General features: G+C 33.3%; 12 protein-coding genes. 8 read left to right on the forward strand and 4 right to left on the reverse strand.

Features of this window, described 5'->3' with window-relative positions:
• Positions 1–6 precede the first annotated feature (6 nt).
• Complete coding sequence (locus tag AAIE21_RS19115; RefSeq protein ID WP_481858693.1) at positions 7–1,467, reverse strand: ABC transporter permease; 1,461 nt, start codon at positions 1,465–1,467, stop codon at positions 7–9.
• Positions 1,468–1,596: 129 nt separating this feature from the next.
• Between AAIE21_RS19115 and AAIE21_RS19120 the strand changes: the two genes are divergently transcribed.
• The 3 genes from AAIE21_RS19120 (at position 1,597) to ccpA (ending at position 5,955) form a co-directional block, all read left to right on the forward strand.
• Positions 1,597–3,324 (forward strand): ABC transporter ATP-binding protein, encoded by a 1,728-nt coding sequence (locus AAIE21_RS19120; RefSeq protein WP_343268228.1) that lies wholly within the window; start codon positions 1,597–1,599, stop codon positions 3,322–3,324.
• A 287-nt stretch (positions 3,325–3,611) separates the two neighbouring features.
• A complete protein-coding gene (locus AAIE21_RS19125) occupies positions 3,612–4,682 on the forward strand; it encodes a bifunctional 3-deoxy-7-phosphoheptulonate synthase/chorismate mutase (RefSeq protein ID WP_343268229.1) in 1,071 nt (356 codons plus the stop codon).
• 274 nt (positions 4,683–4,956) lie between these two features.
• Positions 4,957–5,955, forward strand: a complete 999-nt coding sequence (gene ccpA, locus AAIE21_RS19130; RefSeq protein ID WP_343268230.1) for a catabolite control protein A — start codon at positions 4,957–4,959, stop codon at positions 5,953–5,955.
• Between the two features lie 119 nt (positions 5,956–6,074).
• On the opposite strand, the gene AAIE21_RS29620 is transcribed toward ccpA, so the two are convergent.
• The gene (locus tag AAIE21_RS29620; RefSeq protein WP_481858694.1) at positions 6,075–6,269 is read right to left on the reverse strand and encodes a DUF3949 domain-containing protein; all 195 of its coding nucleotides are present in this window, start codon (positions 6,267–6,269) and stop codon (positions 6,075–6,077) included.
• Positions 6,270–6,520: 251 nt separating this feature from the next.
• Here AAIE21_RS29620 and AAIE21_RS19135 point away from each other — a divergent pair, with 251 nt between their 5' ends.
• The 3 genes from AAIE21_RS19135 (at position 6,521) to AAIE21_RS19145 (ending at position 9,575) form a co-directional block, all read left to right on the forward strand.
• Complete coding sequence (locus tag AAIE21_RS19135) at positions 6,521–6,823, forward strand: hypothetical protein (RefSeq protein ID WP_343268231.1); 303 nt, start codon at positions 6,521–6,523, stop codon at positions 6,821–6,823.
• 71 nt (positions 6,824–6,894) lie between these two features.
• Positions 6,895–8,925, forward strand: a complete 2,031-nt coding sequence (locus AAIE21_RS19140) for a hypothetical protein (protein ID WP_343268232.1) — start codon at positions 6,895–6,897, stop codon at positions 8,923–8,925.
• 2 nt (positions 8,926–8,927) lie between these two features.
• Positions 8,928–9,575 (forward strand): putative bacteriocin export ABC transporter, encoded by a 648-nt coding sequence (locus AAIE21_RS19145; RefSeq protein WP_343268233.1) that lies wholly within the window; start codon positions 8,928–8,930, stop codon positions 9,573–9,575.
• Between the two features lie 120 nt (positions 9,576–9,695).
• On the opposite strand, the gene dhp61 is transcribed toward AAIE21_RS19145, so the two are convergent.
• Positions 9,696–9,998: a protein Dhp61 gene (gene dhp61 / locus AAIE21_RS19150; protein ID WP_343268234.1), complete on the reverse strand. Its 303-nt coding sequence runs from the start codon at positions 9,996–9,998 to the stop codon at positions 9,696–9,698.
• 190 nt (positions 9,999–10,188) lie between these two features.
• Between dhp61 and AAIE21_RS19155 the strand changes: the two genes are divergently transcribed.
• Positions 10,189–10,461 carry a DUF3917 domain-containing protein gene (locus tag AAIE21_RS19155; RefSeq protein ID WP_343268235.1) on the forward strand — a complete coding sequence of 91 codons (273 nt, stop codon included), beginning with the start codon at positions 10,189–10,191 and terminating at the stop codon, positions 10,459–10,461.
• Between the two features lie 50 nt (positions 10,462–10,511).
• Here AAIE21_RS19155 and mscL read toward each other — a convergent pair whose 3' ends face one another.
• Positions 10,512–10,910, reverse strand: a complete 399-nt coding sequence (gene mscL / locus AAIE21_RS19160; protein ID WP_343268236.1) for a large conductance mechanosensitive channel protein MscL — start codon at positions 10,908–10,910, stop codon at positions 10,512–10,514.
• Positions 10,911–11,420: 510 nt separating this feature from the next.
• Here mscL and AAIE21_RS19165 point away from each other — a divergent pair.
• A partial coding sequence (locus tag AAIE21_RS19165) for an MSCRAMM family protein (protein WP_343268237.1) occupies positions 11,421–12,894 on the forward strand: 1,474 nt, incomplete at its 3' end.

A 12,894-nucleotide genomic window follows, 5' to 3' on the forward strand; every position in this document is an offset into this window, starting at 1 on the left:
CCTTCTTTAATATTGTTTCATTTTTGAACGGATACGAGGATCAAAAAATGCATACAAGATGTCAATAAATACATTAACTAAGGAAATTGTAATAGCTACATAAATAACCCCGCCCATAATGCTTGGAATGTCAGGGATAAACTGCTTATCAATGATATAACTTCCAATACCGCTTATATTGAATACTTTTTCAGTAACAGCAGCTCCGCCCAGCATTCCTCCGAATAGCAGGCCGATTACAGTAATAATTGGGATCATGGCGTTACCGATAGCATGTTTCCAAAGAATATAGTTCTGACTTAAACCTTTAGCTTTAGCTGTAATAATGTAATCTTCATTAATTACTTCGAGTGTTGATGAGCGTGTCATTCTGGCAATTGAGGCTGTAAGTCCAGTTCCTAGTACGATGATTGGCATAATGATAGATAGCCAATTTTCAGGATTAAATGTAGCTGGTAACCAATGTAATTTAATAGAGAAATTCAAGATAAATATGAGGCCTTGCCAAAAATTTGGAATAGATAATCCAATAAGAGCGATGAACATAAAAGTATAATCGAAAAATGAATTAGGTTTTGTCGCTGAAATAATACCGATTGGGATGGCGATAATTATAGCCATGAGTAATGAGATGACGGCTAGTGTAAGTGTTATAGGGAATTTTTTCGCTATACTTGCAATCACCTCTTCATTACCTGAGAAAGATATGCCTAGGTCGAAAGTTGCAATACCTTTAAGAGTATTCCATAGCTGTTGAAAATATGGCTGATCTAGGCCATACAAATGATTAAATGCAGTAATTTGTTCTTTTGTTGCTGTTTCACCGAGGATGTTTGAGGCTGGATCAAAAGGTGACAAATATAAAATGGTAAACACGAGAATAGAAACCCCAAAAATTACAAACATACTCATAATTAGTCTTTCAAAAATATATTTTAGATAGGAATTACTATAGAGAAGAATGAATATGTACATAAGTAAACCTGGAATGAAAGATAAAGCTAAAAAAACAGGATATGTGAGAAGTGATTGAAAAGTATTTTCAAATGTTATTCTTTGCTTACCTTGTTGTTCAAGAGCTTGATTCGCTTTTTCAATCAAAGTTTTGTGAAATTGTTCTTTTGTCAATTTTTCTATCAGTTGATTGGTTTTCTGTATATTTACCTTTTGCCCAAAAAAGTCCTGTTTCCGTAGGGATTGATCTAATAACTCGAGCTTTAAATTTTCACGATATCCAGATTCAAGTAAAGAGTTCTTTGTTTCTTCCAAAATAGAAAAATATGAATCTGCTCTTTTTCTATATAGGTAGATAAAAAAGATAGCAATGTTAACTGGTAAACCAAGTATAAGAACCAAATATTTGTAGGGAAGACGCAGCTGCATTTTTCCATAAGTACGGCTAATGATATCTGATAGGTTGAATTTTCCATAGGTGTTACTTGTTTTTTTTAATCTGGTTACTTCCAATGAATTGGACCTCCTTTTTAAAAAGTAAATTGAATTATTCCGATGTGTATAGTATATTTTATTTTAAGGAGTTTAAAAAGTCAATATTCGGATTATTTTAAAAATATATACAAAAGGAGGGTTGGAGATTTGGGATCTATTTTGGAAGTTAGAAATTTACGTGTGTCTTTTCAGTCAAGAAATCAAGAGTTTGAGGCTGTTCGAGGTGTGAATTTTGAGGTGAAAAAGGGAGAGACATTGGGAATTGTAGGAGAATCAGGAAGTGGGAAAAGTGTAACGGCTCGGTCTATTATGCGCCTTCTTCCATCAGCTACTTCTGATATGAAAGAAGGAGAAATTGTCTTTCTAGGAGAAAACCTTGCTCACAAAACGGAGAAGGAAATGGAAAGCATACGTGGCAAGGAAATTGGAATGATTTTTCAAGATCCGATGACTTCTCTTAATCCAACTATTCGAATTGGAAAACAAATATCAGAAACTTTGATGAAACATCAAGGTTTATCTAAAAAAGAAGCTAAGGAACAAGCAATTGAAATGCTTGAACTTGTAGGTATCAGGGGCAGTGAAATACGCTATAATCAATATCCACATGAGTTTTCTGGAGGGATGCGTCAGCGTGTTATGATTGCTATGGCACTTGCTTGTCGTCCTACTTTACTAATTGCTGATGAACCGACTACTGCGCTTGATGTGACGATTCAGGCACAAATTTTGAATGTAATGAGAGATATTCAAGATCGTTTTGGAATTTCAATTATATTAATCACACATGATTTAGGAGTTGTTGCTAGTATGTGTGATCGAGTTGTTGTCATGAAAGATGGAGAGATTGTAGAGACTGGAACGACAGAAGAGATTTTTGAAAGTGCTGAGCACCCGTATACATTAAAGCTTCTACATGCATTGCCGCGTTTACATGAAAAAAAGAAAACTAAATTCGTACATAGTAAGCCTCTCGATAAGCCTTTAGTTGAAGTGAAATCGTTGAAGCAATATTTTGACCTAGGAAAAGGTAATGTTTTAAAAGCAGTAGATGATATTAGCTTTCATATTCGGGAGGGTGAGACCCTGGGGTTTGTGGGAGAGTCTGGTTCAGGAAAGTCCACGACAGGACGTGCAATATTACGTCTTCATGAACCAACAGGTGGAGATGTATTATATCAAGGGATGGCAGTGAATCGTTTCTCAAAAAGTGAAATGAAAATGATGCGTCGGCATATGCAGATGATTTTTCAAGACCCATATGCATCTCTTAATCCCCGCTTTAAAGTCATTGATATTATCGGTGAGGTATTGGATGTGCATCGATTGAGTGGAAGTAAAAAAGAAAGAACAAGAAGGGTTGAAGAATTGCTTGATATGGTTGGGCTTGATCCTACGCATACAATGCGTTATCCACATGAGTTCTCTGGTGGACAGCGTCAACGTATTGGAATTGCGCGTGCGCTTGCGGTAGAACCGAAGTTCATCGTATGTGATGAACCGCTGTCTGCACTTGATGTATCTATTCAGTCGCAAATTGTAAAGTTGTTAGAGGAATTACAGCATCGATTAGGACTAACTTATTTATTTATCGCACACGATTTATCGATGGTGAAGCACATTAGCGATCGGGTAGCTGTGATGTATGCTGGGAAAATTGTGGAGATTGCTGAAAGTGAAGAGCTCTATACGAATCCTCAACATGAGTATACGAAGTCTTTGTTGTCTGCAATACCAATCCCGGATCCTAAAATTGAATCGGAGAAAAAAAGAGTGATAATAGAAGAAACAAATGAAGAGGATAAATATTCTTTACGGAAATCTAAGCTTGTAGAGGTGTCTGAAGGACATTGGGTTGCTCTTCCAGTGGAATAAACGAATGGAATTGCAATTCTAAATAGTAATAGGAGATATGCGCTTTACTTCATTTTCATTAACATTTAAAGTATCAGTGACTTTTAGCTTTTTGGGAGCTATAAAGTTTTAACTTGATGGCTATTTGTTGCTGTTATTGAGTTAAAACTTCATAGTCTTCCTTTTTTTTGAGTTTTTTGAAGCCGAGTATATCATGTGACAACCTGACAGCTATCGGATATAATAAATTATCTTAACTATGATAATAAGGTAATCTTTATATATAACTTGAAAGAGGTGGCATTCTTATGGCATCACAAGAATTAGATCGTCTACGTTCTCAAATTGATCAAATGAACCTACAAATTTTAGAATTACTAAATGAAAGAGGTCGTCTTGTACAAGAGGTCGGTAAGTTAAAGGAAGTGCAAGGTGTAAAGCGATTTGATCCTGTACGTGAAAGAAGCATGCTTGATTTAATTGCTGAGAAGAATAATGGGCCGTTTGAAACATCGACTCTTCAACATATTTTTAAACAAATTTTTAAAACAGGTTTAGAATTACAAGAAGATGATCACCGTAAAGCGCTTCTTGTTTCACGTAAGAAAAAATCAGAAGATACAATTGTTGATATAAAAGGTGAAAAAATTGGTGATGGCAATGCTCACTTTATTATGGGACCATGTGCGGTAGAAAGTTATGAGCAAGTGCGCCAAGTGGCAGAAGCAATGAAAGAACAAGGCTTAAAATTGATGCGCGGCGGTGCGTTTAAACCTCGTACATCGCCTTATGATTTCCAAGGTCTTGGGTTAGAAGGTTTGAAGATTTTACGTCAAGTAGCGGATGAATATGATTTAGCGGTCATTAGTGAAATTTTAAATCCGAATGATATTGAAATGGCATTAGATTATGTTGATGTGATTCAAATTGGTGCTCGTAATATGCAAAACTTTGAACTTTTGAAAGCTGCTGGATCGGTGAAAAAACCAGTATTATTAAAACGTGGTTTATCAGCAACGATTGAGGAATTTATGTATGCGGCAGAATATATTATTGCGCAAGGTAACGGAGATATTATTTTATGTGAGCGCGGCATCCGGACTTATGAAAAGGCAACGCGTAATACGCTCGATATTTCCGCTGTGCCGATCTTGAAGAAAGAAACACATTTACCTGTTGTAGTGGATGTAACGCACTCTACAGGGCGACGTGACCTCTTATTACCGACTGCAAAAGCAGCGATGGCAATCGGCGCGGATGCGGTTATGGCTGAAGTACATCCAGATCCGGCTGTTGCGTTATCAGATTCAGCACAACAGATGGATATTCCAGAATTCAATGAGTTTATGAAAGAATTAAAAGCATTTCGCGATAGATAATCAAAATAGATTTTAAAGTCTATGCGACACCTGTTGCATAGACTTTTTCGCGAAAATTGTCCTTTTTTACATGAAAAATACGAAAATAGGAGAAAAGAAGCGAATTTTTTCGAAACTTTTGCGGGAACATATTGTATGAGCCTGCATTTTTATCGTATCATTAGTAAAAGGACTCGGGAGTGACATCTTCAAGTAGAGTTGATGTCTTTTTTTCATTTAAGTGAACCGATACATAAAGATAGATAACATAATATAGAAGGAGTGTGCGAAAAAGATGAACGTAACAATCTATGACGTAGCGCGCGAAGCAAACGTTTCAATGGCAACTGTATCACGCGTTGTGAACGGTAATCCGAATGTAAAGCCTACAACAAGAAAGAAAGTATTAGAAGCAATTGATCGATTAGGATATCGCCCGAATGCGGTAGCACGTGGACTAGCAAGTAAAAAGACAACAACAGTGGGTGTTATTATTCCAGATATCTCTAATACATTTTATGCAGAACTTGCACGTGGAATCGAAGATATCGCAACAATGTACAAATATAATATTATTTTAAGTAACTCTGACCAAAATAGAGAAAAAGAATTCCATTTATTAAATACGATGCTTGGTAAACAAGTGGACGGTATTGTATTCATGGGTGAAGATATTACAGATACGCATGTAGAAGAGTTCAAAAAGTCTCCAGTACCAATCGTGTTAGCAGCATCATTTGATGAGGAAAATGAAACATCATCAGTAAATATTGATTATACACAAGCGGCTTATGATGCAATGAAACATTTCTTAGAGCAAGGGCATAAGCGTATCGGTTTCGTATCAGGTCCTTACATTGACAAAGCTGGAAGTGCAAAGAAATTACAAGGTTATAAAAAAGCTTTAGAAGAAGCTGGTATCGCTTATGATGAAAATCTTGTAATTGACGGAGATTACACATACGATTCAGGCCTAGAAGCATTTGAAAAGTTTTGGGAACTTGATCAAAAGCCAACAGCCATCTTCGTATCTTCAGATGAAATGGCACTAGGTGTAATCCACGCGGCACAAGACGCTGGATTAAACGTACCAGAAGACATAGAAGTACTTGGCTTTGATAACACGCGCCTTGCATTAATGGTACGCCCGCAACTTTCAACAGTTGTACAGCCAATGTATGATATCGGTGCAGTAGCAATGCGCCTATTAACAAAATATATGAACAAAGAAAAAGTAGAAGATCATACAGTTATCTTACCTCACCGTATTCAATTTAGGGATTCGACGAAGTAAGAATAGGAAAAACTCACAGGGAATCCTGTGAGTTTTTATTTTGTTCCAATGATGTTTTCATTTTCAATGACTTTTTCTATGTAGGTTCTCTAGTTAGAGAAAGAAATCATGTAAGATTATCATTGATGCGTGGCTATGGAATATACATTTCCTTGATAATGAAGATATGTATGAGGTTCTGGATAGGGCGTATTTTCGTATATTTCAGGTTGAGAAACATATATTTTTTCTGTTTTTCTTTTAAGGTAATGATATTGGACCGGGGGTATAAGTAAAGAGTATGCTGATACAATCGTTTGTAAAATCGAGCTTATATTGAAACGCTCCTCGCAAAAAACGGTGTATTAATATTATAGTAATAAATAAAATTTTTAAAATTATACTATCTATTTTTGTTATAAATTGTTCATAAAAATATTCTTGTTTACATGTGTTTTGTCAAGATTTGTTCTGTTGAGGAAAGTCGTATTTTCAATTTTTAGAAAATAATAACAAATTTTAAAATTGTGTTATATTGAGTTCGGGGAAAAGGGACAATAAATATAGGGGTGGATACGATAAAAAAATGAATCGAGTTATCATTGCATTTTTAACAATCATTACGTTTGCAATCCCAGTAGGAATTGCTTCGGCAGCATCAGTAGCAAATGGGGAATTAATCTACAAAGGCGGACAAACAGATTCAAAAGTATACTCTGATATTAGAGATGCAAAGCCTTCTAATAATAAAAAATATATGGTATGGGCAGCTGTAAAGGTTTGTGGCAGCACATATTCATCTGGATGGAAAGCAGATCAAGCTTATAAAGATGCGGACAGAAAATGGTATTGTGATGAGACTTCACATTACGATTACTACCAAAGGTAATATCTAAAAATTTTTGTCCTTTTCCCTTCCTAAATGTATGTTTAGGTTGAATATGATGTGCAGGAGGCATTATGAAAAAGTTATTATTTATCTTTTTAATTGGGCAGCTATTTCTGCTATCTTATATATTTAATAAATCTGTTTATGATATATATGAGCTGAATAATTTAGGAGATACATCTCTTGATGGCTATATTGTAGAAGATGTTTCGGGAGATAAGTTGAATGAACTATATAAAGAGGTAAGCTCCACGTGCTTATCAAATAAAACATGTGGATTACAGCTTATCAAAACACCTGTCTCTAAGCATAATCAGTTTATTTATGATATATATCATAGCCAAGTGAAGGATATAAATAAACCGAAATCAATTTCATCTGATACAGTTTTAAATTATCACCCATTAACCAAAGAAGATTTTGTTGATAGTAATGGTGTATTTTATACGAATTTATCATTTGATAGATTAAGTGACTTATCAAAGAAAATTGGAATTACAATTGAGCCGTATCATAACGATATTGCTTATAGTCAAATTGTTACATACAATGTTTTAAACTTTGTCATTCTTTTAATACTAACACAATTAGTTTTATTGATTTATACATTTACAAGAATCAAAGTAAATGCGATCAAAAAGATGCTTGGTTATTCGAAATTTAAAATGGTACAAGCGTCATTAAAAGATTTTATATTCATGGAAAGTATTGTACTTGTTATTACGTTAGGTGTTCATTTTCTCTATTATGTACTCATTGCCAATGTTGTACCACGTTATTTTTATTTATTAGTAGTGTTTTTAGTAGTAGTAATTGTAATAAATGTTATCATGCTATTGTTTACACAAATTAGTTTAAGGTTTATTGATATAAATTTGATGATAAAAAACAAAGTGTATTCTAACAGATTAAATTATATTTTATACGCAATTAAGATTCTCTTAATATTATCTATTACAGTTTCTATTTCTTCGTTTATCTCGAATTATAGAGAATATCAAGCTAAATCAAAAGACTTAGAGCGGTATACGAAACTAGAGGGTTATTTTACATCGAATGGGTTTAACTCTAATGAGGATGAAAAAGCACGAACTAACCCTAAATTAATAGCAGAATACGGTGATGCTGTTAAGAGAATATATCATCATTTTGATGAACAAGAAAAGTTATATGTGAATGATGCTTACATTCTTGAATTATTAACACCGACATATTTAGAAATGAACGGCTTAAAAAAAGAGGATTTATATACTTCTATAAAAGATAATTACATAGTAGTTAATGAAAGATATATACATGATTTTATGAGAATTAAGAATGAAACAGGGACAAAAATAACAAATTTTCATGTAACAAAGCCTACGATCTTGGTGCCAGTTAAATATAAATCTCAAGAATCAAAAATTAAAAAGATTTATATTGAACGATATAATCAGTTACTGAATTATAATGAAAATTTTGGACTTCCTAAATCCGAATCGAAGAACATTGATAATGTAGAAGTTATCTATATTGCTAATAATCAGGAATATGAATTGTTAGGTAAAAATATGTCTGAAGATGATTCTGATGTGAAACTTAAAGATACAATTATTATGATCGATCAAGGGAACTTTGGTAGCTTATATTATTATGATCAGTTAAGTTCGGGTAACGTTTATTTTCATTTAAACCAAAGAGATGAATTTAACCAAATACTTGCGAAGCATCACTTGAATAAACTTGTAAATGTTGGCACGCTGTTAACGCCTTATATGGATAAAGTGCATTTTGTAGAATTTATTATGTACAATTCTTTAGTCTTTACGTTACTATTCTTATTCACATTAATCTTTGTAATTTGTATTTCAAATTATGTGGATATCATATCGAATAGTAAAAGGTACGCAATCCAATATATTTATGGTTATAGTATAATGAAAACATTTAAATTACATTTGATCGTATATGCGATGTTGCTAGGTATGATTGTTATGAATATATTTATAGAGTTTAACGTTCCTTTCTATATTTGCATACTCGTAATAGATTTTATTGTTTTATTATATTTATACAAGAAGATTATTAAAAACGATATTCACAAAATCGTTAAAGGTGGATAAAGATGGAGATTATAAAACTCGTGAACGTGTCTAAAACATATGAAAAAGAAGAAGTACTCTCAAACGTTAATTTAACTGTAGAGAATGGTGAAATGATTGCAATTACGGGAGAAAGTGGAAAAGGAAAAACGACACTCTTAAATATTATCGGCTTAATTACGAAAAAAGATAAAGGGGATTTATTGTTATTTGGTATAAAAAATCCGCCGATTCATTCTAAAGAAGCGATGATGTTCAGAAGAGAAAAGATAGGTTATTTATTTCAAAACTATGGGTTAGTTGATGATGAAACGGTAAAATGGAACTTAAATTTAGCCCTAGAATACAAGAAGTTAAGCAAAAAGGAGAAAATCGAAAAAATCGATGCACTTTTGAATGAATTTAGACTATCTCACTTGAAAGAAAAAATGGTCTATCAATTAAGTGGTGGAGAGCAGCAACGAATTGCAATCATAAGGCTAATCCTACAAGAAAGTGATGTAATACTAGCAGACGAACCTACTGCTAGCTTAGATGCGGAAAATGAAAAAGTAATACTAGGGTATTTGAAACAATTAAATGAGAAAGGAAAAACAATTGTAGTTGTTACACATAATCAAGATATATTGCCTTATTTTTCACGTGTCATTCGTTTACATGAATTGTCTTAAAGGTAGAGGAGAGTGCAGAGTTATGAGAAGGAATTTTCATCACTCTGCACTTTTCTATTTCTCAATGTAATAGATTTTGCTTAGCTGTACGAATGAAAAAGAATAACAGGGAGTATCCTTTTAATTATTTTCAATAAACTCCCATAGTTCCTTTGCATTACGCAGATTATTATCTATACACATTTGCGCCGTTATTTTGAATCCTGTTAACAAATCATCAATTTGTAAAGTGTGATACTTTTCTATATCTCCGCTTACTGTTGTTTGGTCTTTCTTTAAATCAAGTGATACACCTAATAATACTTTATTCGTTTTTATATCAATCACTTCAATATAAAAGAATTTGTTTTCTAAATCAATCGTAATATAATCAAACTTTTCTACTTGTTCTAATACGGCATAACTAGTATAGTCATCTTTCAATAGTAATCCCTCCATATATTTCAGATTAATTCGTATTTACAATGGGGTCATGATATATGAAAATTCGATACGTATTTCGGTACTCCTTGTTCATAACTTTTCTCTAACATCTTTTGTTTGAATGTAAATATCCCTATAACTACGCAATGTCATGTATAATAGAAAGAAAAGGCTTGTGAGGGGGGAAGAGATGATCATTCTTTGGATAATTACGCTTTGTATGACTGCTTTTTTTGCATATATGACGTTAAAACAAAATGGCTTAAAGCGATTTGTTCCAGGAAGTATTCTTGCAGGAATTGCCCTTATCACGTATGTAACTTCTATTTTTATTGAAAGTATTTCAGTAGATGTAAGCACAAGCTTCGTATTTGTTGCGATTACATTATTTGCAGGTTCTATTATGGTATTAATGGTTGCCGGTATTATTTTGTTCATTCATATGAATTCGGAAACGTTATAAGATATAAAGAAAGGCATGTCCCATAAGGGGCATGCCTTTTATCCGTTCAATTACGCGTTGTCTTTTGAAGTATTTTGTTGCTTCAATAGGTCGCGAATTTCGCCAAGAAGTACTTCTTCTTTTGTTGGTTCTGGTACTTCTTCTTTCTTTTCTTCTTCTTTTTTGAATGTTAGCTTGTTGAAAACTTTAATAAATGCGAAGATAGCAGCTGCGATGATTAAGAAGTCAAAGATAGTTTGAATGAAGTTACCATACATAATAGCTGTTTTACCAAACGTAATTTTTAAACCTGTAAAATCGATACCACCCATTAACATACCGATTAAAGGTGTGATAATATCTTTTACTAAAGAACTTACGATTTTTCCGAAAGCAGCTCCGATTACAACCCCGATAGCTAAATCAATAACATTTCCTTTTAGGGCGAACTTTTTAAACTCATTCCACATTTATGATTCCCATCCTTTCCACGATTCAGTATAAAATTTATAATTCCTATCAACATATTCTATATAAGTTAGGGACAGAAATAAAGGGGAAATGGGAATGAAAGTAAATTCTGAAAAATGTATCCGTTTTATTTTATAAAGTTTAAGCATAAATGAAAAAGTTTATCTCCGCTGAGGATAAAGGATTTTGTTGGTAGAGCTTATCCATAGAAAAATTTTTGTTTTCTACTGAATTGTGGGAGAAGGGGTTGTTGCCTGTTCATTTAAAGAAGTATTTTCTATTTATTAAGTTGTAAGAATATATTTCCTATTTTGTCAATAAGAGATTCTGTATCTTACTTTATTGGAAGATATACTTAAAGCGAAATTTCTCAATAACAATTCTCAATTATGTAACAATTATACATTAAAATTTCCGATTTTTTAATTTATAACGAAAAATATATTTATTTACATTATTCTAAATATTTGAATGATACGCATTTCGAGTTAAATTGGGAGGTTTCATGTATGGGGAAAAAGTTTGTTATAAGAATACTAGCTTTATTATCTGTATTATCTGTATTATCTCTAGTTTTTAATTTGATGTTACCGAAAGCAAGTGCAGAGGTTATGTCACATGAGAAGTATGCAATGAACTGGAGCTATAGCAATCAATTAGGTAAGTATATTAGAACTGAAGTTATCAAAACAGCTCACGGCCAAATTGCATATTGCTTAACATTAGGTCTCAAATCTCCAAGTGGACAAGATCTACCTGAAATGGGGAAAACCGATAATATTGTGTATCGTGTGTTATTAAATGGTTATCCACAAAAAAGTGCAGAACAGTTAGGTGTATCGAATTGGCAAGAAGCACATTATGCAACGCAGCTTGCAGTGTGGAACGCATTAGGGCAGCTTGATGTGAATGAATTAAAGCATGAGAATAAAAATGTAGAAAATGCGGCTAAAGCTATGATTAAAGCGGCAAATAATAGTCAAGAAACGCAAGATATTTCTATGAATGTAATTCCAGCGGAAAAGCAAAAAGCGGAATTAAAAGGTGACTATTTTGAAACAAATTTATATACCGTTCAAACAAATGTTAAAAACGGTACATTCAAAGTTACTACAAGTAATGCACCAGAAGGGGTGCGGATCGTTAATGAAAATGGAGAAGTGAAAGATCAACTTGCCCTTGGGGAAAAATTCCGTATTCAAATTCCAAAAGCAACGAAAACAGGTGAGTTTAATTTAAAAGTCACTTCCAACCTTACAAAAATACAAGCAATTGCATATCGGGGTACAGATACAATTCAAAATGCAACTGTACTATTAGAACGAAATGAAGAGAAAATTAGTGGTGAGCTTGCAGTGAATTGGGAAGCTGCTGGTTCTCTCAAAGTGAAAAAAGTTGGAGAAAATAATGAAGCTTTAGCAGGAGCTGTATTTGAGGTATTGAATGCAAATGGTGAGTCTGTAGGGGAAATTACAACAAATACGAATGGCATTGCGGAGCTTAGCAATATTCCTACAGGAACTTACACTGTAAAAGAAGTAAAAGCTCCAACTGGTTATGTATTAGGTGAACAGCCTCAAGTAATTGAAGTGAAAACAGGTGAAATAGGAACAATACAAGTAGTAAATAAGCAAATTAAAGGGAGTATTGAAATTACAAAAGAAGATATTGCAAGCGGTAACAATAAACTGCCAGGAGCCGAATTTACGATTTATAACGCACAAGGACAGGAAGTAGTGAAAGGGAAAACTGACGAAAAAGGAATTGCGAAATTTGAGAAATTACCGTATGGAAAATATACGTATAAAGAAACATTTGCACCAGAAGGATATTTAATTAATGAAGAAACTTTTTCTTTTGAAATCAAGCAAGATGGAGAAATTATTAAACATGTTGTACAAGATAAAAAGGTTACAGGCTCTTTAGAAATAACAAAAGTAGATGTAGCGGATGGAAATACCAAGCTTCCAGGAGCTGAATTTA

This window comes from Paenibacillus sp. 102, from assembly GCF_039549175.1.
In the GTDB taxonomy this organism is placed as follows: domain Bacteria; phylum Bacillota; class Bacilli; order Bacillales; family Bacillaceae_G; genus Bacillus_A.